Source organism: Campylobacter suis (genome assembly GCF_905120475.1).
Lineage (GTDB): Bacteria > Campylobacterota > Campylobacteria > Campylobacterales > Campylobacteraceae > Campylobacter_A > Campylobacter_A suis.
The window spans coordinates 256,475-280,058 of the sequence record NZ_CAJHOE010000001.1 but is presented as its reverse complement, the minus strand read 5'-3'; the positions used below and the strand labels follow the sequence as shown (position 1 = coordinate 280,058).

Sequence of the window (23,584 nt, the reverse complement as noted above, 5' to 3'; positions counted from 1 at the left end):
GGTATTGCAAACATTAGCACTTTTTATCAATAGAACAAGTAAAATTTTAGGCGCTCTTGTTAAGGGTTTTGGCTATATATTTCACTTTATATTTCCTAAAATGAGATTTAACATACCGCGCTATAGCGAAGCAAAACTTACGCCAAAAAAGCAGACCAATATCCCAAAAACCATCTGGCAGATAAACTATACATACAAAGTCTCTCTACCAGTATATATAAACTATCTTTTCAACAGACTTTTGTCGCTAGATTGGGAGTATAGGCATTTTAGCAATGATGATGCGACAAAATTTATAAAAGAGTTGTGCGATGAGGATACTTTTAATGCTTATGACCAGCTAAATGATGGAGCAGCAAAAGCTGACTTTTTTAGACTTTTTGTGCTGAATAAATTTGGCGGGATATATCTTGATATAGATGCTTGCTTTTGCTTGCCACCAAGCATGCTTATAGATGAGAAACAAAGTGAGCTATTTTTAATGACAAAACATCGCTTTAGCAACTACTTTATGGCAAGTGCACCTGATAATAAATTTATCAAACAAACCATAGAAATGATAGTCCAAAATATCAAAGACAAAAACACAAGCAATGGCGTATATGCACTTACTGGGCCAACTGTTCTAAATGCAGCCATCACTGATGAAAATAGCGTTACACATCGTCATAATCGCTTTACATGTGTACAAGGCAGTTTTACAAATGAGCACTTTCAATACATCGATAAACCACGCGGCAAATGGACACATATAAGCCCAGATAGTATTTTGAAGTCATAATTTTAGAAGTAAGATAAAAAAGACTAAATAATAAAAATTATTTAATAAATATTTTAAAACAAACCCTATAATGGCTAAAATTTTCAAAGGATTATATATGAAAAGACTGGCTATTTTGGGGATTGCGTCTATTTTTAGTGTTTCAGCATTTGCTGTTGATGGAGCTGAAATTTACAAAAAATGTGTTGGCTGTCATGGTGCAGATGGTACGCAAAAGTATCATCCTAAAGCAAGCCCTATCGTTACCCTACGAAAAGACCGCAGACTACGCGCCCTTGAAGGATATAAAGAGGGAAATAACAACAAATACGGTATGGGTTCAGCCATGAGAGCACAGGTGCAAAACCTAAACCAACTCGAACTTGAAGCCGTAAACGAGTATATAGAGTCACTAAAAAAGTAACTCTTGCCATAACTCAAGTGCAAAATAGACCGCCACAGAGCTAATTTTGGCGGTTTAGCTAAATTCTCTATCAATCACTATAAAAACTTCAAAATCAGGATAGTTTTGCTCAACTCTTTGCTCTATCTGAGCTCTAAGCCAAGCCAAATCACGCTCTTTATAATCAACTACAACATCAAATCGTATGCGCTTTTGCTTTAAATTTATAAAAAATGCGTGAATTTCCTTTATGCTTTTTAAGTCAGAAAGGCTGTTTGCTACGCACTCTTTTGCGCTATTTTGACCCAAGTTTATACTATAAATCCCAAAAACTAGATAAACGCGAAATTTATTATAAATTGAAATTTGTAGCTCATTTAACTTTTGCGAAACATCACAAAGTGGCAAATGCTCATCTATCTCAACATTTGCCGAACCCACATATCGCTCAACACCATAATTATGCAGTATGAGATCGTAAGCGCCATGCACTATATCACATGACTTTATCGCAGCATAAATTTCATCGCTTATCTGCTTTTCAACCCTTTGCCCAACAATCTTATCAAATGTTTCTTTTATCAAAATCACACCATTATAGATAATAAACAACGACGCACAAGCCCCTGCATAGCCATCAACTTGAATGTTGGCAAAGTATGAAAGCGCAGCTGAGATTAGGATTATCGTGGCTATTATCGCATCTCCTAAAGCCTCTTGTCCTACCGCTTTTAGTGAGATAGATTTTGTCTCTTTGCCAACTTTTCGGTAGTAAAATCCTATACCAAATTTTACAAAAATGGCTATAAAAAGTATAAGTAAAAGTGGCGGCGTAAAGCTTGTAGCCACTGGATTAATAATATTTTGAATAGAAGTTTGTAAGAACTCAATGCCAAGCATGAGAACGATGATTGAAACTATTAAGCCACCGATATATTCAACCCTGCCATAACCGTATGGGTGGTTTTCATCTGGTAGCTTTTGAGCCAGCTTTGAGCCAAATATCGTTATTAAACTTGAAAATGCATCACTTAGATTGTTTATGGCATCTGAAATTATGGCTACTGAATTTGAAACAAGAGCGATAAAAATTTTAACACTTGCTAAAATTACATTTATGATAATCCCTAAAATAGCCGTTTTGATGATCTTTTTCTCGCGACTTCCGTCCTTAAAATCCATCATTTTAAAAATCCTTATCAAAAATAAATCTCAATTATATCATTTCTTGACATTAAAGCAAAATTTTTATAAAATCACAACTTCAAAAACTTCAATGTGAAAAACTTCTATCGATATTATTCGCAAATTTTAAAGAGGAAATATGGAAAATAACGAAACCCAACAGCAAAATGAGCAAAAAGAAAACACAAAACCCACTAAAAAACACCAAAACACCCGCACTCATACTCCAGTTGATGGACATAAAATCGAAGAGCTAAGAACACTCGATCTAGAAAATTTAGTTCAGATAGCAAATGCGGTAGGCGTGGAAAATCCACGAGAATTTCGCCGACAAGATTTGATATTTGAAATTTTAAAAACACAGACATCACAGGGTGGCTTCATACTTTTTACAGGAATTTTAGAGATAACAAACGAAGGCTACGGCTTTTTACGCTCTGTTGATGCAAATATCAGTGATAGCTCAAACGACGCTTATGTTTCAAACTCACAAATACGCAAATTTGCACTTCGTGTTGGTGATATAGTTACAGGGCAAGTTAGAGAGCCAAAAGATCAGGAAAAATACTACGCTTTATTAAAAATAGAAGCCATAAACTACATGCCTCTTGCTGAGGCAAAAGAGCGTCCACTTTTTGACAACCTAACTCCACTTTTCCCAACCGAAAAAATAAAACTTGAATACGATGCCATGAAACTTACAGGACGGGTTTTAGACCTTTTTACGCCACTTGGAAAAGGTCAGCGTGGACTTATCGTAGCGCCTCCAAGAAGCGGCAAAACAGAGCTTATGAAAGAGCTTGCTCATGGTATTGCCAAAAACCATCCAGAAGCTCAACTCATGGTGCTTTTAGTCGATGAACGCCCAGAGGAAGTAACTGATATGCAGCGCTGCGTAAAAGGTGAAGTTTATAGCTCTACTTTTGATCTCCCCGCGCAAAACCATGTACGCGTGGCAGAGCTTGTCATCGAAAAAGCAAAACGCCTTGTAGAGATGGGAAAAGATGTCATCATACTTCTTGACAGCATTACTCGTTTAGCTCGTGCTTATAACACCGTAACTCCACCAAGCGGCAAGGTACTAACGGGTGGTGTTGACGCAAATGCTCTACACAAGCCAAAACGCTTCTTTGGTGCAGCTAGAAATATCGAAGGTGGCGGCAGTCTAACGATAATCGCAACCGCTCTTATTGACACTGGCTCGCGCATGGATGAGGTTATATTTGAGGAATTTAAAGGCACAGGAAACAGTGAAGTTGTGCTAGATCGTAATATCTCAGATAGAAGAATTTATCCAGCCATAAGCGTCTTAAAGTCAGGCACAAGAAAAGAGGAGCTACTTCAAAAACCAGACGAACTTCAGAAAATTTGGGCTATACGCACCGCTATTGCGAGCATGGATGATGTTGAAGCTTTGAAATTTTTATATGCAAAAATGTTAAAAACAAAAGATAACGCGGAGTTATTGTCTATCTTAAATGAGTAGTTGGAGAGGCTCTCCAACTCAACCGCCTTTATTGGCTCTATGCATCGGATGTTGATAGTCGTTGCGTTCACATCCCATAAAACTACAAATGCCAACTGCAAGCAAAGCTAAAACCAAAATTTTTTTCATATTCTCCCTTTTTGTTTGGTTATATGAGAAATTTATCCAATTTTTAGTAAAATAAACATAAATTCACAACAAGGAATGCGCTTTGCAAGCACTAGCACTAAAATATCGACCCAAAAATTTTGACGAGCTCATCGGTCAAGAAGCAGTCAGTAAAAGTCTTAGCCACGCACTAAACGAGGGTCGCATAAGCCACGCATATCTTTTTTCAGGACTTCGAGGAAGTGGCAAAACATCAAGTGCTAGAATTTTTTCAAAAGCCCTAGTTTGCGAGCATGGTCCAAGCTCTCGTCCGTGTGAAATTTGTCCTCACTGCCAAATGGCAAATGAGAGCAGACATATGGACATAATAGAGATGGATGCTGCTAGCCACCGCAAGATAGATGACATAAGAGAACTTATAGAACAAACCAAGTACGCCCCAGCCAGTGCACGCTATAAAATTTTCATCATTGATGAAGTGCATATGCTTACAAAAGAGGCATTTAATGCACTTTTAAAGACACTTGAAGAGCCACCAAGCTATGTTAAATTTATCCTTGCCACGACAGATCCTTTAAAACTTCCAGCCACGGTTCTTTCGCGTACACAGCATTTTAGATTTAAACAGATAAGTCGTTTAAATATCATAAAACATCTACAATTTATCCTAAGCAAAGAGGGCATAAGCTACGAAAATGAAGCACTTGAAATTCTAGCTCGCAGTGGCTCTGGATCACTTCGTGATACTCTTACTTTACTTGATCAAGCTATTATTTTTAGTGAGCAAAAGCTTACACAAAGCTCGGTAGCATCTATGCTCGGTCTTCTTGATCCAAGCAGGATAGAGCAAATTTTAGATACTATCTTGGCAAAAGATAAAGAGACATTAAGAGTGCTTATATCTGAGTTTGAAAGCTATGAGCCAGAGATGATAATAGACGAACTTATAGCAAATTTAAAAGAGAAATTTCTAGCTGGAGATAGTAAATTTTCACTGCTTGTTTATGAGAGGTTTTTACGCATTTTAGCTCAGGCAAAAAGTATGTTAACTACCACTAGTGACAACGGCTTTGTCCTTTGTGTAATGTTTTTTATGATGCTTGAAGCATTAAATTTACAAAGCATAGATGATGCTATCGCTATTAGTCAAACAACGCAAATTTCTCAAACACCAAAACCACAGCAAAATATCGATAGCCAACCTGTAAAACAAATGGCACAAGCTCAGCCCATACTAAAGCAAGCACCACAAAAAAGCCAGTATGAAGTTTTCACATCAAGGCTTTATGATAGAGACTATGATCTTGGGGAGTGCTTTAGGCGAAGCGTGGAATTTGTATCTTTTGAAAGTGATATTTTAACACTTGCAACACCACAAGATGGCGATGATAGACAGATGCTTGTTGATAAATTTAAGATCATAAATCAAATTTGTAAAGAGATATTTGGTGCAAATACAAAAATAGACGCCCAGAAAAAACAGATACAAAAGCCCAAAAGTAGCCTTGATGAGATGATGAGCAAAGAGCTTGAAAACATCAAAGAAACCTCATTACAACAAACACCAGACACGCAGCCAGTCATACAAAAAGAGCCAAAAGAAAAGCCAAGCTTGTTATCTATAAACTCAAACAAAAGCGAGACTGAACGCGAAGCGATAAGACAAAACTCTATCTTGCAAGAAGCACAAAATCTATTTGGAACGCCACGGATAGAGTAGCTAAATTTAGCAAAGTTACGAAAAATTTTAGCTTTTTTGATAAATTAAATTTTACCCATTATAAGCATGCCTATTATAAAGCCAACAGCACAGGTTACAGCACCCAAAACAAAGGCTATGGCGCTTGTTTTTTTCTGCTTTTTTACCAGCTCGTCAAGCTCTTTTTCATGGCGTTTTTTAACACCCTCAAATGTCATGCTTAAGATTTGCTCATTATTTTTTTGTAAATTTTGAGCAAACTCTCTTATTTGCTCCTCATTTATAAAACGCATAGTTTCGACTGTCGTAAGCGCCAGCTTATCAAAGTCCGCCTCATCTTGCCAATACTGCACAACGGTATTGTTTTTAATATGATCACTTAAGCTTTGCTCAGTTTTTGCTAGTTCATTTGCCATTTTAAAGCCTTACTAAGCCGATAGTTTCGGCCTGTTTTATTTGTTTTTCTTCACTTAGATTATATTCTATCGCATCTTTTTCATTTATGATAAGTATCGTTGAGCCAAGCTCGAAATTTCCAAGCCTTTCGCCCTTTTTTACATATAAATTTTCATATCCATAAACCTGCACTTGACTGGCGTTAGCATTTGTTTGTATCCGCTCATCAAAGGTAAATTTCATCTTGCTAACATTTAATGCCCCAACAAACACAAGCCACATCAGTTTGCCATTATCCATCTGACATCTAAGCGCAACACGCTCATTTTTAGCATAAAGCCCATCAACTTTTTCAAGCCATTTTTTAGCTACACTATAAAGCTTGCCACCCATATGCACGGCTTTTAAAATTTTAAGATCACACGGAGCGTGGTAGTGATGGTAGTCTTTTGGGCTTAGGTAGATATTAGCAAAGTCATACTCATTTTTTAACTCAACTTCACTTATGCTTTGCCCCAAAAGCTCTTTTAGACTGTAAGTTTTACCCTTTATACTAAAAGCCATACCATCTTTTGTTGTACCGCTACTTAGACATGTGCCATCGCACGGACTTATAAAAATTTGTTTATCTTTATCAAATTCGCGCTCTTTTAGAAAATTTCTTGTAAAAAGAGCATTTAGACTTTCATATTCGCTTGCTTTATCAAACTCGCTCATATCAAGCTTAAAATACTTTATGTACTGTTCGTTTATAAAAGTTTGTACCGCTTTTGGAAATTTTATCTTACCAAAAAGTCCAAAATATCTAGAAAACACTCTATCCATACTCACTCTCCGTATAAATTTAATATCGCTATCTCGCTTGGTGCGAGTATACGAACTGGTGGACCCCAAAAGCCAGCACCAGAGCTAACATAAACTTGCATTTTATCATTATGTTTATAAAGTCCGTATAAATATGGCTGATCTATCATCACAAGTAGCTGAAAAGGAAAAATTTGCCCAGCATGGGTATGCCCACAAAGAACAAGATCTACATCTTTTTGCATAGTTCTTATAAATTTTGGCTGATGTGATAGTAAAACTGTAGGCAAACTCTCATCCTTACCAGCCAATGCCTGATCTAAATCTGGCTCAAAATGTTTAAATCTAAATCCGGCCAGATCATAAACTCCAGCCAAATTTATACCGCCCACAGAGATATTTTCATTGCCTAAAATTTTAATACCAAGTTCTGAAATTTTTGCCATTATATCTCTTACTCCATGATAATACTCGTGATTACCCGGGACATAAAATGTACCATAAGTAGAACGCAAATCTTTTAGAGGATCTAGGTTATCGCCTATCTTTTTTGCATCAAAGTCGATAAGATCACCCACTATCACAACCATATCTGGGCGCTGCTCATTTATCTGAAAAACCAGTGTTGCCATAAATTCTTTTTGCAAAAACTCACCGATATGAACATCTGAAATAAGTGCTATCCTAAGTCCAGAAGCTAGGCCTTTTATTTTTATATTGGTATGTTTTACTTTTGGTGGAGTAAGCGCACAAAAAACCCCTTTTAAAAAATAGCTCGCAAAAAGTATAATAAAAGTCACATCAAAGCAAAATTTGATGAATTTTCGGCGATTTGAGTTATATTTGCTCTTTTTTAATATACTTTTTGTAATGTCATAAATAAGACTTATAAAAAGCAAAAACCAGCTAAAAGCCACCATCGCACCTGCGATTAAATAGCCTTGTAAGTTTAAAATATCAAAGCGAATTTGCAAGAAAAATATAATCTCAAACGGCACTATGATAAAAAACGCTATGCGTATAAATTTTAAATACGGTTGCAAGAAATCAACTTTGCTAATAAAGCGCTTATATGCGTAAAAATTTGCGCCCACAGAAAATAAAATAGCAACCAAAAATATAGTTAAAAGTCTCAAATTTTACCTTTTTAGAGTGTCGTTATTGATATTTTAAGAACAAATAGCTTCTAAAAGCTCAACATTTTTTTCAGAAATTTGGTTTTTCTCATCAAGTTTTACTAAATTTTGAGCCTTAAATTTGTTTAAAATTCTTGAAAAAGTCTCTGGTGTAATGTTTAAGATAGAGGCTATTTTAGTGTGTTTTAGTTCGTTAAACACATCTTCATGCGAAAGGATAAACTGCGCTACTTTGGCTTCTGAACTTAGTATAAGCTCTTGATGTAAAAGGTTGCTTGTGATACGAAGTTTTTCAGACATTGAGCGTATTATAGCCATGCAAATTTCTGGGTCTGCCATAAATTTACTATAAAATTTTTCATAATTTATCTTTACCACCTCCCCAGAGATGACAAACACAGCGCTTGCTGGATATGCGATATTTTCAAAATTTACAACTTCAGCAACAAAATTCATAGGAGGTAGCTGATGAAGGAAAATTTCCTTTCCATTTGGTGTCGTTTTATAAAGCTTAACAGAGCCTGAAAGCAAGTAGATAAGCCACTTTGGCTCTTCACCCTCAAGGAACAAAAACTCACCTTTTTTATAGCTTTTTGTTACCACAATCTCCTCAAGCTCTCCTAGCTTTTCTGGGCTTAGTGTTTTAAAAATAGGTATCTTTTTAAGCACAAATTTCTCCTACAAACTTATCTTAAAGTAGGACATTTTAGCAACTTTTAGTAAATATTGAATCAAGAGCAGGGGCAAATTCCCCTGCATGAGAGTAAAATTATTTTTTAAGAAGATCTCTTATCTCGGTTAAGAGTGCGATATCTGCTGGAGTTTCAGCTGGTGCTTCAGGAGCTGGCTCCTCTTTCTTTTTAAGTGAATTTAGTGCTTTAATAACGCAAAAAATACAAAATGCAATGATGATAAAATCAACTGCTGTTTGGATAAAGCTACCGTAATTTATAGTCACTGCTGGAACCTCACCAACAGCTTCTTTTAGCGTAAATTTTAGATCTGTAAAATTTACACCGCCCGTTAAAACACCAACTATTGGCATAATAACATCAGCAACAAGTGAAGAAACTATCTTTCCAAACGCTCCGCCGATAACAACACCAACCGCCATATCGACAACATTGCCCTTCATGGCAAACTCTTTAAATTCACTAATAAAGCTCATTTCGCTCCCCTGGTTAAAAATTAAAATCCGAAATCTTACTTAAAATATACTTTACAATATATAAATTTAAAAATCTAACTTTAAATTTATCATCAAAGTGCTATAATCTAGCCCTAAAAATAACTAAAGGATCTTTAAAATGTATCGTTTTGCACCCTCACCAACGGGTGACATGCACATCGGAAATTTGCGAGCTGCCATCTTTAACTACATATGCTCATTGCAAGATAAAAGTGGGTTTATTTTGCGCATAGAAGACACTGATAGTGAGCGAAATATAGACGGAAAAGAGAAAGAAATTGTAGAAATTTTAGCAAAATTTGGCATCGTTGCAGAGCAAATTTACATCCAAAGCAAAAATCTAAAATTTCACCGCCAACTAGCAAGCAAACTACTCATAGACAAAAAAGCATTTGCCTGCTTTTGCACAGAAGATGAGCTAGAAAACAAAAAGCAAAAAGCAAAAGAAAATGGAGTAGCATATAGGTATGATGGCACTTGCGAAAAGATGAGCAATGATGAGGTTTTAGCATGCGAAAAACCATTTGTCATACGCATGAAAAAGCCAGCACATACAATGAGCTTTACTGATGCGATAAAAGGAGAGCTAAGCTTTGAGCCAGACGCTGTTGATAGCTTTGTTATTATGAGAGCAGATAAAACGCCCACATACAACTTTGCTTGCGCTGTTGATGATATGCTTGAGGGCGTAAGTTTTGTAATACGCGGCGAAGATCATGTTAGCAACACACCAAAACAAGACCTCATCCGAGAAGGACTTGGTTACACAGATACGATGCGTTATGCCCACTTGCCAATTATCTTAAACGGCGATGGCAAAAAAATGAGTAAAAGAGATAATGCAAGTAGCGTAAAATGGATGCTTGAAACAGGTTTTATGCCCGAGGCTATAGCAAACTATCTCATACTTCTTGGCAACAAAACACCTGTTGAAATTTTTACTATCAAAGAGGCTGCACAGTGGTTTGATATTAGCAAAATCTCACGCTCTCCAGCAAAATTTGACATAGCCAAGCTAGAGCATGTTAACCGCGAGCACATAAAGCTTGCTAGCGATGAGCGACTTAGTGAGCTATTAGAACTTGACAAAAAATTTGCAAATTTAGCTCGCTTTTATACCCAAGAAAGCTCTCTTTTACCACAAATAAAAGAAAAAATAGAAAAAATTTATACAGCCAAATCAATACCAAGTGAATTTGCTAACGATTTTGAAACTATCAAACATGCAGCAAAAACCCTAAAAGAGTGTGAAACTTACGATGAGTTTAAAACAGAGCTTATGAGCGCCACAAGCCTAAAAGGCAAAAGCTTTTTTATGCCACTTCGTTACGCCATAACGGGCGACTTTAAAGGACCAGAGCTTGGTGAGCTTTATCCGCTAATAAAAGCAGATATTAAGGAGATTATTAGATGATATTTTCAACATTTTTAAGCGCAGTTGCTAGCATTTTACATACTGTTATAGAAATTTACACCTGGGTGATTATCATCGCAGCTATCGTAAGCTGGGTTAGACCTGATCCGTCAAACCAAGTAGTTCAGCTTCTTTACAGACTAACTGAGCCAGCTTATAGTTTTGTTAGACGCTTCATACCAACAGTTTTTGGTGGGATAGATCTAGCGCCCATCATCATCATCTTAGCATTAAAATTTATAGATCTATTTCTTGTAAGGTTACTTATAAATGTTGCTGCGTCTATTTAGTGTAAGCCTTGGGCTCGTCTGTTTCTTAGAGGCGCAGGTTTTAAGCTATGAAGAGCTAAAAGACAAACCAAAGGGACTCGCAAAAGACTACTACATATACAGGCTTATAAACGAAGGTGACTACACAAAAGAGCAGATAAAAAACCTCTCAAAAGATATCTTTAGAAAGTCGGGTCTTGTTACAAAAAGTATAAATAAAGTTGTTCCACCAACGCCCACGCCAAATCCTTGCGCAAAAATAAATGAAAAAAATATACTTCAAGCAAGCACAAGCTGCCAAAATTCTCTAACAACGATAGCTTTTAGTAAAAAACTAAGCTCACAAACTAGAGAAAATTTAGCAAAAAAATTAGAAAAAACCCATCCACAAAAGGCAAAAATTTTACTTACTCTAAATACTAAAAATCCAGCCAAAGAATTTGCTAAAAACATGCAAACTGCACAGTTTTTGGCTTTTTTTAATGCAAGCAGCAATGCAGAAAAAGATAAATTTTTTACCGAAAACTTTGGTCAAAATTTCTTCAATGCACTTTATAACGAAAAAGGCTTTTCTCAACTTTTAAACAATCTTGTTATGGGGCGAAATTTTAATGAATTTAGAAAAAATTTTTTAAACATCACACCAGAGATTACAAGCCAAAATGATGCCTTCTTTCTTGCTTTAAATGCTGTAACTCTGGGCGAAAAAAGTATAGCGCAAAAGTTTTTTGAACGGGCAAAGGCTAGTTTTGACAGGGCATGGCAACGCGACAACGCCACTCATTGGCTTTACCTTTTGACAAATGATGATAAATTTTTAAACGAGCTAGCACAAAGCAAAGATGCAAATATGTACTCACTTTATGCTAGAGATTTTATACAAAATAGCCAACCTATCGAGATTATAGTACCAAAACCAACGAAAAAATATGTGGAAAATTTTGACCTTACAGATCCATTTTTATGGCAAGAACAAGCAGAGCTAGCAAAAACTATGAGCCCAGAGCAAGCAAGAGAGCACGCAAAACACTTTTATACAAACGACAGTCTTGGCGCCTATGCTTACTTTATGCAAAAAGCTGGTGGCTGGGAACATCAGTATTTTTTAATGCCACAAAATAGCGAGCTTGAAGACCTAAGCGTGCAAAGAAAATCCCTTATATACGCTCTTGCACGCCAAGAAAGTCTTTTTATACCAGCAGTCATTTCAACATCCTATGCGCTTGGAACTATGCAGTTTATGCCATTTTTAGCAAATGCTATTGGGAAAAAAGAGCTAAAAATAGAAAATTTTGATCAAGATGATATGTTTAAGCAAGATGTAGCATATCGTTTTGCAAATCATCATCTTGATTATCTTGAGAAATTTCTTTACCATCCGCTCTTTATAGCCTACGCATACAATGGCGGTATAGGCTTTACAAAAAGACTTATAACTCGCGACGATATGTTTAAAGATGCAGAATATGAACCGTTTTTATCTATAGAGCTAGTCCCAGTGACAGAGACTAGAAACTACGGCAAAAAGGTGCTGTCAAATTTTGTGATCTATAACTCACTTATGGGTACCAATATAAAGATTTCGACACTTTTAGAAAGTCTAACGAAACCTTCTTTGACGGATAAATTTCGAAACTAAGATTTAGGTTATCCGTATCTTTACTTGGGGCTGAAATTTCATAATAAATGCCCCAAGGCATGTTAAATCCTGTAAGTTTTAAAAGCTCATCATCTTGCTCTAAAACTCTGGCTTTTGTGCCATTTGTATCGCCATTTAGTGCGATAGTTTGCGGATTTATCTCATGTTCTTTTGGATTTATAGCAACTAAAAATTTCTCCTCGTTTTTTATAGAGACTTTGCTTTGGTATATTGGGTTTAAATAAGTTGCGGTGATTAAAGTATTGCCATTCTTATCTATTATCTCATCTTTACTTGTGTAGGCTAAAAGTTCGTTTTTTAGGGGTTCATGCACGATAACTTTTTTATTAGAACAGCCTTGTATAAATGCCAAAATGGCAAGAAATATTAGAAATTTTTTCATATTTTACCTTTAAGTTTGTGTGTATTTTAGCATTTATTTTTTAATTTAATTTTTAATCACTCATAAATTTTAAAGGCAAATTTGGCTATAATCCACCTAAAATCAAGCAAAAAGGCAAAAATTGAAACAGCTAGCCATCGCTTTTTCTGGCCCATCAAATAGCGGAAAAACAACTACAATATTAAAAGTTTTAAACAAATTTATCTCACAAGGTTTAAAGTGCGTTGTCATAAAGCATGACCCAGGAGACAAGGCGCGCTTTGATGTCGCTGGCAAAGATAGTTTTAAATTTAGCGAAACTGGCGCTGATGTTGTCGTGCTAAGTCCGACTAGAACGACATATTTTAGCAAAACAAAGTCAGAACTTGATGATGTTATATCAATGCTTGGAGAATTTGACCTACTTATAGTTGAAGGGCTTAAGACTTTGCCTTTACCACGCATAAGCGTATTTAAAGACGGCATAAATGAAGAGTATCTGCCATTTTCAAATGCTATTGCAAGCTACGAAACGCACAAAGACTATGGCTTGCCGCATATAAATTTAGACGACATTGATGCCATTTGCGAATGGATAATAAAAAATGCAAAGGTTGTAAAATGAGAGACTTGGAACAAATTTTTGATGCTATAAAAGATGTTAGTAAACGCATTAGCGAAGAGATAAAATACACCGATCTTGGCTATACATCGCACGAAAATGCCACTGGCGATACGCAGCTAAAACTAGATGTTTTAAGCGATGAGATTATTACAGAAAAATTTAAAGAGCTTGAGTGCGTAAAAGCGCTTGTAAGCGAAGAAAAAGATGAAGAGCTTTGTATAAATGAAGAGGCAAGCCTCATTGTTGCCTACGATCCTCTTGATGGCTCAAGTCTTGTTGATGTAAATTTTGCCGTGGGTTCGATATTTGCCATTTATGAAAATGAACTAAAGCCTGAAAATTTAATCGCTGCAGCTTATAGCGTTTATGGACCGCGCCTAGAGCTTGTTATAGCCGATAAAAAGTGTACATTGCCAAAACTATATAGACTAAACCGATCAGGCGAATTTGCATTCATAAAAGAGCTTTCGCTAAAAGAAAAAGGCAAGCTAAATGCAACTGGTGCAACACAAAGTGGTTGGAGCAAGACTCATCAAGAATTTGTAAGAGAGCTTTTTATGCAAGGCTATAGGTTGAGATACTCCGGGGCTATGGTGGCTGATTTACATCAAATTTTACTTAAAGGTGGTGGGCTTTTTAGCTATCCAGATACCACCGATCACCCAAATGGCAAGCTTCGTGTTCTTTTTGAAGTGCTTCCATTTGCATTTATCTATGAAAATGCTGGCGGAGCGACAAGTAATGGCAAAAATAAAACACTTTTTGATATACAGATACAAAAAACACACCAAAGCACACCGTGCTTTTTTGGCTCAAAATTTGAGTTAAATTTACTCCACGAATTCTACGGAAAAGCCTAATGTCAGAGCAAAATAGCATGCCAGATAGATTTGATATAGCGCTTACTCAAAGCTCACAAAGCCTACTTGAGTGTCAAAGCCAAAAAGGTCTTGCCAGCTGTATGAAGTGCGATGAGTTTTTTAGCTGTAAAATTCGACAAGAGTATGTTGATAGCGCCTATAAATCAATGTCAAAAAGCGACAGCGATGATGGTGGATTTGACTTTTAAAAGGAAAAAAATGAGAGAAAAAACATATATAACAACGCCTATTTACTATGTAAATGATGTCCCGCATATAGGACACGCCTACACTACTATAATCGCCGATACAATGGCGCGCTTTGCTAGACTTAGAGGACAAGATACATTTTTCATGACCGGAACAGATGAGCATGGTCAAAAGATAGAGCAAGCAGCACAGCAACGAGATAAAACACCTCAAGCATATGCGGATGAAATAAGTGCTAAATTTCGCAAACTTTGGGATGAATTTGAGATAAGCTATGATCATTTTATCCGAACAACTGACGCCGAGCATAAACTAACCGTTCAAAACGCTTTTGAAAAAATGCAGGCAAATGGCGATATTTATAAAGGTGAGTACGAAGGCTTTTACTGTGTTAGCTGTGAAACATTTTTTACTCAAACGCAGCTAGTAAATGAAGAGTGCTGCCCTGATTGTGGTCGTAAAACTAGCATAGTAAAAGAGGAAAGCTACTTTTTTGCTCTATCAAAATACCAAGACGCATTACTAAAATGGTATGAACAAAACGAGCAGTGCATAATGCCAAAAGGCAAAAAAAATGAAGTAATAAGCTTTGTAAAGAGCGGTCTAAAAGATCTTTCTATCACACGCACAAGCTTTGATTGGGGTATAAAACTGCCAGCATCGGCAAATGACGCAAAGCATGTGATGTATGTATGGCTTGACGCGCTTTTAAATTACCTAACGACACTTGGGTACACAAGAGATGAAAAAAATATGTCTTATTGGCAAAACACAACACACATCGTTGGCAAGGATATTTTGCGCTTTCATGCTATATACTGGCCAGCATTTTTAATGAGTCTTGGATTATCACTTCCAAAGCATGTAGCAGCGCACGGCTGGTGGACTCGAGATGGCGAAAAAATGAGCAAAAGCAAGGGCAATGTAGTTGATCCTCGCGAAGTTGCAAATGCTTACGGTCTTGAAAATTTTAGATACTTTTTGCTTCGAGAAGTTCCATTTGGACAAGATGGAGACTTTAGTCAAAAAGCCCTAATAGAGCGTATAAACTCAGAGCTTGGAAATGGGCTTGGAAATTTACTAAGCCGAATAGTTGGCATGAGCTCAAAATATAGTGAGTTTAAGATAAACTCAGAAAATACAGTTAAATTTTACCAAAATGAACTAGATGAGGCAAAAAATTATCTCAAAAATGCAGTTGAAAATTTAGAAAATTTTGCCACAAATCGCTATTTGGAGGAGTTGTGGAAGGTTGTATTTTTAGCAAATGCTTCTATCGCAAAGTATGAGCCTTGGGCTATGATAAAAGCTGGAGAAACCGATAAAGCTAACGCACTTGTGGCACTTTGCGCAAATTTATTAGCAAAAGTAGCCATACTTTTAAGTCCAGCCATGCCAAAAACATGCACCAAGATAGCAAATGCTCTTGGTTTTGAAATTTCAACCACAAATTACGAAAAAATAGTGCAAAATGATGAAATTTTAGATTTTATAACTCAGCCTACCGAGCCACTATTTCCGCGAATAGAAAGTGAGCTAATGGCTAAAGTAAGCCAACCACAAGCACAAGAAAAACAAGATCAAAAAACAAGCGATGATGAAACTATAAGCATCGATGATTTTGCAAAGATTGTGATTAAAGTAGGCACGGTGCTTGAATGCGAAAAGATCGAAGGTAGCGATAAATTGTTAAAATTTATCATAGATCTTGGTGAAGAAAAACCTAGACAAATTCTTTCTGGTATCGCAAAATACTACGATCCAACCACTCTTATCGGACAACAAATTTGCGTGCTGGCAAACCTAAAGCCTCGAACTATGATGAAAAAATATGTCAGTGAAGGGATGATACTAAGTGCTAGTGATGGCTCACTTACGCTTCTTGGCACACACGCAAAGGTCGCAAATGGCGCGGTCGTAGGATAAAATGCGCATTATCGACCTTACAAGGCTTTTAAAGGGCGCACTGCTTAACCGCCCAACTGTATCTGAAATTTACGGCTTTGCATTTGAGGCAAAACGCATAAAGCAAGGATTTGCCTTTATCGCCGATGAAGCTGATGATACAGAGCTTACGCTGGCTATAAAAAATGGCGCATACGCTATAATATCAAGCAAAGAGATACAAATTTTAGATAGCGAAGTGGCTTATATCAAAGTCGATGATCTGCGTTCATCTTTGCTTCGCTTAATGCGATATGAAGCCAGCCAAAAAGGGATAAGATTTTTTTATGTAAATCCTGTTCAAATGGCGATATTATCGCGTCTTAGTCTTGCTAAAAATGCAAATATAATGAGCGAAAATATATCTGAGCTTTTTGATAAAATTTTACGCGCAAACTCTGGTGAGTACTTTTTTAGCTCAAACACAAGAGCCCTTGAGCGCATAGCACCATTTTATGACCAAGTCTTTAGCGACACAAAAGTTAGCCCAATAAACCCAAGCTCGATATTTTTTTCAAATGTTATTTGTGATGATATTTTTTACCAAAATTTAGGAGTTCCAAGGGTATTTTTGCCAACTTTTTGTGGATTATTAAAATTTTTAAGGCAAAATGACATAACTTTTAGAGTTAATGATACTAAAAATTTAGGACATTTTGAGCCAATATTTATTGATAAAAACTTCAAGCCAACAAATTTTGGCTCTACTTTTAGGGCTATAATATCCGAAAGCGATGAAGAGCTTTTTAAGGTTGAGCTAGCTTTTTTACAAAAGCATTTTGATAAAAATGAGATAAGATTTTGTATACCAAAAAGTGCTGATTTTAAAATCACGGACGCAATATATATTGATGATTTAACCCAGATAAAAGAGCTTCGAAATTTCCGCTACGCCCTAGTTTTTGGCACAAATAGTGAAATTTTAAACGCCCTGCAAGAAAGCGAAGCGCAAATTTCACTATTTGATTTTTAATTTTTCCGCACAAAAACTTTTCTTGTGCGGAGTTTTTGGCTTACGCGCTTACTTTGTTTGGATCTTCGCCCTCACCTAAGAAAAATTTCATATCAGCCTTTGCATCACCGCTTATTAGGCGTAGGTTAAAATTCTCAACCAAGAATTTTACGATCGCTTCGTTAAAGAATTTTGGCACACTTGGTCCGACATTTATATTTTTCATGCCTAGACTAAATAGCGCAAGCAAGATGATGACCGCTTTTTGTTCCAACCACATAAGAACTATTGAAACAGGCAAGTCATTTATCGCAATGCCAGTAGCTTCGCTAAGTGCGATAGCTATCTTAACTGCGCCGTTGCTATCATTACACTGACCTAGATCAAGATACCTTGGTATCTGCGTGCCAGGAACCACACCAAAATCAATATCGTTAAATCTAAATTTTCCACAGCTTGAAGTTAATATCACACAATCTTGCGGCAAGCTTTCTGCTAGTTCGCGGTAGTACTCACGACCTTTGCCAGGCGCATCACATCCTGCGATAACAAAAAATCTACGGATCTTGCCTGTGTTTATAGCATCTAAAATTTGTGGAGCTAAGCTTAAAATAGTCTTATAATGCGCTCCAGTTACAAGAGTATCGCTAGCATCAAAACCGCTCACATCGCCACATTTTAGCGCGCACTCTATAAGTGGAGTAAAGTCATCATTTTCAATATGCGTAACTCCGTTTGTGCCAGCTATCGAGTAGCCAAAAAGGCGGTCTGAGTATGTGCAGTTTGATTTTAATGGAACGATACAGTTTGTAGTCATAAGTATCGCACCTTTAAATTCGTTAAAAAGCTTAGCCTGATCAAACCATGCTTTGCCAACATTGCCCTTTAGATGAGGATATTTGCGTAGTTCTGGGTATCCGTGCGCTGGAAGCATCTCTGAGTGGGTCTATATGTTTATGCCCTTGCCCTCTGTGGCTTTTAATAGTAAATCAAGTGCGCGAAGGTTATGTCCGCTAACAAGTATCGCCTTGCCTTCAACTTTGTTTTGGCTCACTTTTACAGGAGTCGGGACACCAAATTTTGCTGTGTGCGCTTCGCTAAGTAGGTTCATACACTCAACGCCAGCCGAACCAACTTCCATAAGCTGCTTTATATGCTCATCAAAGTTAAAATTTGAGTTTGTAAGCGTAAAATAAAGCGTATCTGCCATCACACGATCAACATTTGAAGTATCTGCGCCTAGTTCTTCTGCGTGGTGGCGATAAGCGCTAAGTCCTTTAAGACCAAAAACCATAGTATCTTGAAGTCTTGCAAGAGTAGCGTCTTTACCACAGGTTCCCCATCGGCTGACCTTTTGCTCCGCAACCATCAGGTGTGCTCATTTCGCATTGATGACAAAACATTTGAAGCTCTTTTTCCATCTTTTTTCCTTTAAATAAAATTAAAATTGTATTTTAATATTTTTTTGAAATTTTTTTGTTGATTAATATCAAGATTATTATTAAATTGATAATAAATATTAAAAAATATGGAACATTTATTGCTTGTAAAAACTAAAATTTATAAGGAAAAAAATGCAAGATAAAGACTATCTTTTTAGGATTGATCCGGCAGCAAGCGCAAGCTACAATATGTACAAAGCATCGCAAAAAGATGGCGAGGGTAGCTTTTTAGACTTTTTGCTAAAGTACGATAGTAATGCAGCAAATGAAGGCGATTTCTCAAGCGTTCTTGGTAAAGGCGAAAATGCAAAGATGATAAGCTCACTCATGTCAAACTCATCAGTAAGCCCAGAGGCTCTTTCAAGTGCTATAAAAAACAACACACAAGATGAAGCAGATAACCTACTTTCAGGGCTTTTAAATAGCTCGATGAAAAATTTAGATATGCTAAATTCAAGGGCTCATGAGATCATAAATGACGCCCTAAACTCAAAACTTATAACAGATGAGCAAAAGCAACTCATAGCATCAAAGTATACTGAATTTAGCAAAGAAACAGATAAGTAACATCAGTGAAAATCATTAGCAAATTTAAAGACTTTTACGATCATATAGTGGCTAAGTATGGCATCGATGAGCGACTAGTTTATGAAAGAAAGTGCTCAGACATTGACGCTAAAATTAAGCTTTCTTGTGAGTATGCACAAAATGAAGCCGTGGAGTTTGAAATTTACATAGGCGAGTATTTGATTTATGGCTTTAAATCAGCCAGCCATACCTATACTAGCCTTGATCTTGTCTTGCCGAGTAAAAAAGAGCCGTTTTTATGGCGAAATATAAAACCACTGAAATTTCAAAATGGCAATGAGCTTTTTATCTACTCGCAAGATGAAAACTCACGCTTTATATTGCGAGCAGATCGCTATACAAATAAGCCATTAAAAACAGCTAGAAATTTTGATGAAGATCTTGCAAATGAGCCTATACTTATACGCTATCAAGCCGAGCAAAACGGTAAATTTACACCAAAAATCGTAGCAAATCCAAACCTAAGTAAATTTGGCATTTTCATAGATCCTGAGTTTATCTGGCAAAGTTTGGTTGAGTTTTTATCAAAACAAAAGAGCCAAGATGAAATTTCACGCCCACTAAGCGACAGCGTAAAGATACAAAGTCATGGCTTTGATAAAAAACGCTCATTTCGCCCAAAGATAAAGAGTTAGTCCTTATACTTTATCCTATCTTTCACACCAGCTAGCTCAAAACCATGCAGTCTTAAGCGACAGCTATCACAAAGCCCGCACGCCTCATCTTCGTTCTCATAGCAGCTCCAAGTAAGCTCAAGCGGTGAGCCGACCTCAAGAGATTTAGCGACAATCTGCGATTTAGTTAGTGAAACTAGTGGAGTTAAAATTTTTACATTAAAATTATCAGAAGTGCCTAAATTTATCGCTTCATTTACGCCTTTTATAAACTTTTTTGAACAGTCTGGATAACCACTGCTATCCTCTTCAACCACACCGATATATATCGCATCCGCGCCCTCTTTTTCTGCAAGTGCTGCGGCGATAGAGATAAATATCCCATTTCTAAAAGGAACATATGTGTTTGGAATTTCGCTGCTAAGTCCAGTTTTTTGTATCTGCATAGTTGTATCAGTAAGGGAGTTTCCGCCAATTTGTGATATAAAATCCACATTTAAACTTAGCTTTTTATTAATGCCAAAAAACTCACAAATTTCATCAAACGCCCTTTTTTCACGCATCATCGTGCGTTGATTATAGTCAAAATGAAGCCCAATAATCTCATATCCCTCCTGCTTTGCAAGAGCAGCACACAGCGTGCTATCCATGCCTCCGCTCATTATGCAAACTGCTTTTTTAGCCATTTTATTCCTTTTTATCCACAAATAATAAATTTTGGCTAAAATTATACAAAATTTTATATAAGAAAGCATAAAAATGATACTTTGCGAAGAATATTATCCTGAAATTTTAGACCAAATTTGCGAGTTTTTGACAAAGGGTGACGTAGAACTTAGCTTTGTTGATAGTAAGCAGATGAAGCAGATAAACAAAGAACATCGCAAGATAGACAAAACAACTGATGTGCTAAGCTTTCCGTTTGAGTTTATGCTGCACGCACCACTTGGCTGTATCGTGATAAATCAAGACTTAGCCCAGCAAAAAGCAGATGAGCTTGGACATAAAAAAGATGAAGAGATAGCGCTGCTTTTTATCCATGGTTTGCTTCATGTTTTAGGATATGATCATGAAGTTGATAGTGGAGAAATGAGAGAAAAAGAGGAGGAGCTGATAGTAAAATTTCATCTGCCTAAAAGTCTTATCGTCCGCACAATGGATGAAATTTAACTTACTTTTTGCCCTTTTTTTGGCTTATGTTTTGCATGTTAATGTAGCCCATTTCTAGGAGTTTGTTATAAATTTGTGTAACCTTTGGCCCTGCAGCACTTCCCCCGTGCCCGCCATGCTCAATTATCATCGTAACCACAAACTGCGGATCCTCATAAGGCGCATATGTCGTGAGCCAAGCATGCGAGCGCTGCAAATACGCCATGTCTTCTTCGCGCATACGCTTTTTTTCAGTTTGAGAGATACCAACAACTTGAGCGGTACCGGTTTTTGCAGCGATATTCATCTTTGCGCCAGTAAAGTGTTTGCTAGCAGTCCCTTTTTGATGGTGCGCGACCTCATACATTGCATTTCTAATATAAGGCAACTGCAACTTTTCAAACGGTGTAAATACATCATCTTTTGGCGTAAAATCAACTGGCTCATTATCGATACTCTCTAAAAAGTGCGGGACTACATTTAGTCCTGTTGCTATCATCGCAGTATGCCTGGCTACTTGCATAGGGGTAACTAAGAAATTTCCTTGACCTATGGATGTAATCAGGGTTTCTCCTTGATACCATGGTTTGCCGTATTTTCGCATCTTCCACTCACGACTTGGCATAATACCTATAAACTCATTTGGCAAGTCAACACCAGTTGGCACTCCAAAACCGTAGCGTTCTAGTATCGGTGCTATGGCGTCTATGCCTATTTTTTGACTAGCTTTATAAAAATAATCATCACAACTCTCTCTAATGGCTGAGTTTAAATTTACAAAACCATGTCCATAAACATTCCAGCACCTAAATTTACGACCACCAAGCTCGTAAGATCCTGAGCAATGAAATCCATCATTACGGCTCATGCCGTTATTTAAAAAGGCAAGCCCCATACCCATTTTAACAACTGAGCCAGGCGGATAAAGTCCGTTTACTAGTTTATTTGTAAAAGGATGATCTATATCGTTTATAAGCTCGTTCCATTTTTCTTGCGAAATGCCTGTAACAAACTGATTTAAATCATACTCTGGAAAGCTTCCAGCTCCTATAATAGCGCCATCTTTTAGACTCATGACTATGACACTTCCAGCGTCCTTTCCAAACACCTCTTCAAGAAATTCTTGCACCTCAAGATCAAGGCTTAACCGTATGTTTTTGCTGCTTGGTTTGGTTATGCCAAGGTTTTGTATCTCTTCGTTTAGGGCATTTACCTTTGTCTTTTTAAAACCCTCAACCCCTTGTAAAACAGAGTTATAATAACGCTCAACACCACTTCTACCAGTATAGTTTGTAAGCTTTGTGAGCGGGTCATTTTGTATGTCTTGCTGGTTTGCCCTACCCACATAGCCTATGATATGCGAAGCTAGCTTTCCATAAGGGTAGTGGCGCTTACTAGCTGGGATGATTTGCAAATTTGGTCTTAAGCTAAGTGCTGAAAAGTGAGGTATAAATGCGTCATATTCTATAAACTCAACGACACTAATAAACTCTTGATTATATGGTGAATCATTTTTTACATACTCTCGTTTTAGCTTTGTTGCGTTTAAATCAGTAAAAATTTGCGTTATATGCTCAAGCTCGCTCTCTAAAATTTTAACATTTGCTTTTGAGCTAAGGTGCGGTTTTATAGCTATAGAAAAACCGAGTCTATTTACAGCAAGAGGGCGACTTTTAGCATCAAAAACTATACCCCGCGTAGGTGCGATATAGTGAGTTTTTATAACATTTTGTTCAGCAATACTTTCATAATACTCATTTGAATTTACGCTTAAATGATATATCCTAGTAAGCAACATTATCCAAAAAGCAAGGATGATAGCATAGACGATACGAAGTCTCATGCCACACGCTCACGCAAAAATAAAAATGCCAAAAAAGACTCAACCACAATAAAAGCAACATACTCATAGCTAAGATACATAGATGGCAAATTTAGCATATAGTTTATAAGATTACTAACCCCATAAGCACCTAAATATCCAGTACTTACGAAGATAACAAGTAAAAATTTTCGGTGTTTTAGCGTAGCAAAAAGCCAATCCACCATAAAATAAAAAAAGACAAAAAATGCCACGATGCTTGAAAAAAGATAAAAGCCATTAACCTGCTCAGCAAAAAGTAAAAAAGCTATGCTTAGGTACCAGCCAAAACCAAGCTCTGTATAGCTCTTTTGCCATCTTGCATACTCTAGCACCATATATGTGAAAAATAGCCCTATTAGCGGTGGCAAAAATATAAAAATTGTCGTAGCTATCTCGTAGACAAAAAGAGCTAGCACTCCTAGCGCATAGCCGATAATTTGCAAGTCAGAGCTGTTTCGTCGCATAT

Annotated in this window: 25 protein-coding genes and 1 pseudogene; 15 read left to right on the top strand and 11 right to left on the bottom strand. The window is 36.8% G+C overall.

The window, feature by feature from the left end:
- Nucleotides 1-4 precede the first annotated feature (4 nt).
- Both LQV35_RS01470 and LQV35_RS01465 read left to right on the top strand, forming a co-directional pair.
- The gene (locus LQV35_RS01470) at nt 5-781 is read left to right on the top strand and encodes a glycosyltransferase family 32 protein (RefSeq protein ID WP_230056097.1); all 777 of its coding nucleotides are present in this window, start codon (nt 5-7) and stop codon (nt 779-781) included.
- Between the two features lie 97 nt (nt 782-878).
- Nucleotides 879-1,184, top strand: coding sequence for a c-type cytochrome (locus LQV35_RS01465; RefSeq protein ID WP_230056096.1), 306 nt, complete (start codon nt 879-881; stop codon nt 1,182-1,184).
- A 54-nt stretch (nt 1,185-1,238) separates the two neighbouring features.
- Here the strand turns inward: LQV35_RS01465 and LQV35_RS01460 are convergent, their stop codons facing one another.
- Nucleotides 1,239-2,348 carry a cation diffusion facilitator family transporter gene (locus LQV35_RS01460; protein WP_230056095.1) on the bottom strand — a complete coding sequence of 370 codons (1,110 nt, stop codon included), beginning with the start codon at nt 2,346-2,348 and terminating at the stop codon, nt 1,239-1,241.
- Between the two features lie 139 nt (nt 2,349-2,487).
- Here LQV35_RS01460 and rho point away from each other — a divergent pair, with 139 nt between their 5' ends.
- Nucleotides 2,488-3,834, top strand: a complete 1,347-nt coding sequence (gene rho, locus LQV35_RS01455; protein WP_230056094.1) for a transcription termination factor Rho — start codon at nt 2,488-2,490, stop codon at nt 3,832-3,834.
- A gap of 211 nt (nt 3,835-4,045) precedes the next feature.
- Nucleotides 4,046-5,662: a DNA polymerase III subunit gamma/tau gene (locus LQV35_RS01450; protein WP_230056093.1), complete on the top strand. Its 1,617-nt coding sequence runs from the start codon at nt 4,046-4,048 to the stop codon at nt 5,660-5,662.
- A gap of 44 nt (nt 5,663-5,706) precedes the next feature.
- Here LQV35_RS01450 and LQV35_RS01445 read toward each other — a convergent pair whose 3' ends face one another.
- The 5 genes from LQV35_RS01445 to mscL all read right to left on the bottom strand — a co-directional run bounded on the left by LQV35_RS01445 (nt 5,707) and on the right by mscL (nt 9,145).
- Nucleotides 5,707-6,057: a hypothetical protein gene (locus LQV35_RS01445; RefSeq protein ID WP_230056092.1), complete on the bottom strand. Its 351-nt coding sequence runs from the start codon at nt 6,055-6,057 to the stop codon at nt 5,707-5,709.
- A gap of 1 nt (nt 6,058) precedes the next feature.
- Nucleotides 6,059-6,868: a phosphatidylserine decarboxylase gene (locus LQV35_RS01440; RefSeq protein WP_418884432.1), complete on the bottom strand. Its 810-nt coding sequence runs from the start codon at nt 6,866-6,868 to the stop codon at nt 6,059-6,061.
- The gene (locus tag LQV35_RS01435) at nt 6,865-7,977 is read right to left on the bottom strand and encodes a metallophosphoesterase (RefSeq protein ID WP_230056090.1); all 1,113 of its coding nucleotides are present in this window, start codon (nt 7,975-7,977) and stop codon (nt 6,865-6,867) included. The genes LQV35_RS01440 and LQV35_RS01435 overlap by 4 nt, the downstream gene beginning before the upstream one ends.
- 33 nt (nt 7,978-8,010) lie before the next feature.
- A complete protein-coding gene (locus tag LQV35_RS01430; RefSeq protein ID WP_230056089.1) occupies nt 8,011-8,646 on the bottom strand; it encodes a Crp/Fnr family transcriptional regulator in 636 nt (211 codons plus the stop codon).
- 100 nt (nt 8,647-8,746) lie between these two features.
- The gene (gene mscL / locus LQV35_RS01425) at nt 8,747-9,145 is read right to left on the bottom strand and encodes a large-conductance mechanosensitive channel protein MscL (RefSeq protein WP_230056088.1); all 399 of its coding nucleotides are present in this window, start codon (nt 9,143-9,145) and stop codon (nt 8,747-8,749) included.
- A 139-nt stretch (nt 9,146-9,284) separates the two neighbouring features.
- Between mscL and gltX the strand changes: the two genes are divergently transcribed.
- From gltX to LQV35_RS01410, 3 genes are read left to right on the top strand one after another with little or no spacing between them, the layout of a single operon-like run.
- Nucleotides 9,285-10,580 (top strand): glutamate--tRNA ligase, encoded by a 1,296-nt coding sequence (gene gltX / locus LQV35_RS01420; protein WP_230056087.1) that lies wholly within the window; start codon nt 9,285-9,287, stop codon nt 10,578-10,580.
- The gene (locus LQV35_RS01415; RefSeq protein WP_230056086.1) at nt 10,577-10,870 is read left to right on the top strand and encodes a YggT family protein; all 294 of its coding nucleotides are present in this window, start codon (nt 10,577-10,579) and stop codon (nt 10,868-10,870) included. The genes gltX and LQV35_RS01415 overlap by 4 nt, the downstream gene beginning before the upstream one ends.
- A complete protein-coding gene (locus LQV35_RS01410; RefSeq protein ID WP_230056085.1) occupies nt 10,851-12,488 on the top strand; it encodes a lytic transglycosylase domain-containing protein in 1,638 nt (545 codons plus the stop codon). Before LQV35_RS01415 ends, LQV35_RS01410 begins: the two co-directional genes overlap by 20 nt.
- Here the strand turns inward: LQV35_RS01410 and LQV35_RS01405 are convergent.
- Nucleotides 12,409-12,891, bottom strand: a complete 483-nt coding sequence (locus tag LQV35_RS01405; RefSeq protein ID WP_230056084.1) for a hypothetical protein — start codon at nt 12,889-12,891, stop codon at nt 12,409-12,411. The two genes, LQV35_RS01410 and LQV35_RS01405, sit on opposite strands and share 80 nt — an antisense overlap.
- A gap of 121 nt (nt 12,892-13,012) precedes the next feature.
- Between LQV35_RS01405 and mobB the strand changes: the two genes are divergently transcribed.
- The 5 genes from mobB to LQV35_RS01380 are packed head-to-tail and all read left to right on the top strand — an operon-like array spanning nt 13,013 to nt 17,482.
- Nucleotides 13,013-13,495, top strand: coding sequence for a molybdopterin-guanine dinucleotide biosynthesis protein B (mobB, locus tag LQV35_RS01400; RefSeq protein WP_230056083.1), 483 nt, complete (start codon nt 13,013-13,015; stop codon nt 13,493-13,495).
- Nucleotides 13,492-14,355, top strand: coding sequence for a class 1 fructose-bisphosphatase (locus LQV35_RS01395; protein ID WP_230056082.1), 864 nt, complete (start codon nt 13,492-13,494; stop codon nt 14,353-14,355). Before mobB ends, LQV35_RS01395 begins: the two co-directional genes overlap by 4 nt.
- Nucleotides 14,355-14,564, top strand: coding sequence for a hypothetical protein (locus LQV35_RS01390; protein ID WP_418884431.1), 210 nt, complete (start codon nt 14,355-14,357; stop codon nt 14,562-14,564). Before LQV35_RS01395 ends, LQV35_RS01390 begins: the two co-directional genes overlap by 1 nt.
- A 10-nt stretch (nt 14,565-14,574) precedes the next feature.
- Entirely contained in the window at nt 14,575-16,491 is a 1,917-nt protein-coding gene (gene metG / locus LQV35_RS01385; RefSeq protein WP_230056081.1) for a methionine--tRNA ligase, read from the top strand.
- Nucleotide 16,492: 1 nt separating this feature from the next.
- Nucleotides 16,493-17,482, top strand: a complete 990-nt coding sequence (locus LQV35_RS01380; RefSeq protein WP_230056080.1) for a ferrochelatase — start codon at nt 16,493-16,495, stop codon at nt 17,480-17,482.
- A gap of 40 nt (nt 17,483-17,522) precedes the next feature.
- Here the strand turns inward: LQV35_RS01380 and hcp are convergent.
- Nucleotides 17,523-18,882 (bottom strand): annotated as a pseudogene (gene hcp / locus LQV35_RS01375) (hydroxylamine reductase).
- Between the two features lie 153 nt (nt 18,883-19,035).
- Between hcp and LQV35_RS01370 the strand changes: the two are divergent.
- Nucleotides 19,036-19,470, top strand: a complete 435-nt coding sequence (locus tag LQV35_RS01370) for a hypothetical protein (protein ID WP_230056079.1) — start codon at nt 19,036-19,038, stop codon at nt 19,468-19,470.
- 5 nt (nt 19,471-19,475) lie between these two features.
- Nucleotides 19,476-20,126, top strand: coding sequence for a hypothetical protein (locus LQV35_RS01365; RefSeq protein WP_230056078.1), 651 nt, complete (start codon nt 19,476-19,478; stop codon nt 20,124-20,126).
- On the opposite strand, the gene queC is transcribed toward LQV35_RS01365, so the two are convergent.
- Nucleotides 20,123-20,791 carry a 7-cyano-7-deazaguanine synthase QueC gene (gene queC / locus LQV35_RS01360; protein ID WP_230056077.1) on the bottom strand — a complete coding sequence of 223 codons (669 nt, stop codon included), beginning with the start codon at nt 20,789-20,791 and terminating at the stop codon, nt 20,123-20,125. The genes LQV35_RS01365 and queC overlap by 4 nt on opposite strands.
- 73 nt (nt 20,792-20,864) lie before the next feature.
- Here queC and ybeY point away from each other — a divergent pair, with 73 nt between their 5' ends.
- Complete coding sequence (gene ybeY / locus LQV35_RS01355; protein WP_230056076.1) at nt 20,865-21,275, top strand: rRNA maturation RNase YbeY; 411 nt, start codon at nt 20,865-20,867, stop codon at nt 21,273-21,275.
- A 1-nt stretch (nt 21,276) separates the two neighbouring features.
- Here the strand turns inward: ybeY and mrdA are convergent, their stop codons facing one another.
- Both mrdA and LQV35_RS01345 read right to left on the bottom strand, forming a co-directional pair.
- Complete coding sequence (gene mrdA, locus LQV35_RS01350; protein ID WP_230056075.1) at nt 21,277-23,097, bottom strand: penicillin-binding protein 2; 1,821 nt, start codon at nt 23,095-23,097, stop codon at nt 21,277-21,279.
- Nucleotides 23,094-23,582, bottom strand: a complete 489-nt coding sequence (locus LQV35_RS01345; RefSeq protein ID WP_230056074.1) for a hypothetical protein — start codon at nt 23,580-23,582, stop codon at nt 23,094-23,096. The genes mrdA and LQV35_RS01345 overlap by 4 nt, the downstream gene beginning before the upstream one ends.
- Nucleotides 23,583-23,584 lie beyond the last annotated feature (2 nt).

Bases quoted from the DNA above. Each gene is read 5' to 3' on its own strand.
- LQV35_RS01415 (WP_230056086.1), top strand. From the start codon at position 10,577: ATGATATTTTCAACATTTTTAAGCGCAGTTGCTAGCATTTTACATACT.
- LQV35_RS01445 (WP_230056092.1), bottom strand. From the start codon at position 6,057: ATGGCAAATGAACTAGCAAAAACTGAGCAAAGCTTAAGTGATCATATT.
- gltX (WP_230056087.1), top strand. From the start codon at position 9,285: ATGTATCGTTTTGCACCCTCACCAACGGGTGACATGCACATCGGAAAT.
- LQV35_RS01405 (WP_230056084.1), bottom strand. From the start codon at position 12,891: ATGAAAAAATTTCTAATATTTCTTGCCATTTTGGCATTTATACAAGGC.
- LQV35_RS01410 (WP_230056085.1), top strand. From the start codon at position 10,851: ATGTTGCTGCGTCTATTTAGTGTAAGCCTTGGGCTCGTCTGTTTCTTA.
- ybeY (WP_230056076.1), top strand. From the start codon at position 20,865: ATGATACTTTGCGAAGAATATTATCCTGAAATTTTAGACCAAATTTGC.
- mrdA (WP_230056075.1), bottom strand. From the start codon at position 23,097: ATGAGACTTCGTATCGTCTATGCTATCATCCTTGCTTTTTGGATAATG.
- metG (WP_230056081.1), top strand. From the start codon at position 14,575: ATGAGAGAAAAAACATATATAACAACGCCTATTTACTATGTAAATGAT.
- LQV35_RS01370 (WP_230056079.1), top strand. From the start codon at position 19,036: ATGCAAGATAAAGACTATCTTTTTAGGATTGATCCGGCAGCAAGCGCA.
- LQV35_RS01395 (WP_230056082.1), top strand. From the start codon at position 13,492: ATGAGAGACTTGGAACAAATTTTTGATGCTATAAAAGATGTTAGTAAA.
- mscL (WP_230056088.1), bottom strand. From the start codon at position 9,145: ATGAGCTTTATTAGTGAATTTAAAGAGTTTGCCATGAAGGGCAATGTT.
- rho (WP_230056094.1), top strand. From the start codon at position 2,488: ATGGAAAATAACGAAACCCAACAGCAAAATGAGCAAAAAGAAAACACA.
- LQV35_RS01380 (WP_230056080.1), top strand. From the start codon at position 16,493: ATGCGCATTATCGACCTTACAAGGCTTTTAAAGGGCGCACTGCTTAAC.
- LQV35_RS01390 (WP_418884431.1), top strand. From the start codon at position 14,355: ATGTCAGAGCAAAATAGCATGCCAGATAGATTTGATATAGCGCTTACT.
- LQV35_RS01345 (WP_230056074.1), bottom strand. From the start codon at position 23,582: ATGCGACGAAACAGCTCTGACTTGCAAATTATCGGCTATGCGCTAGGA.
- LQV35_RS01465 (WP_230056096.1), top strand. From the start codon at position 879: ATGAAAAGACTGGCTATTTTGGGGATTGCGTCTATTTTTAGTGTTTCA.
- queC (WP_230056077.1), bottom strand. From the start codon at position 20,791: ATGGCTAAAAAAGCAGTTTGCATAATGAGCGGAGGCATGGATAGCACG.
- LQV35_RS01460 (WP_230056095.1), bottom strand. From the start codon at position 2,348: ATGATGGATTTTAAGGACGGAAGTCGCGAGAAAAAGATCATCAAAACG.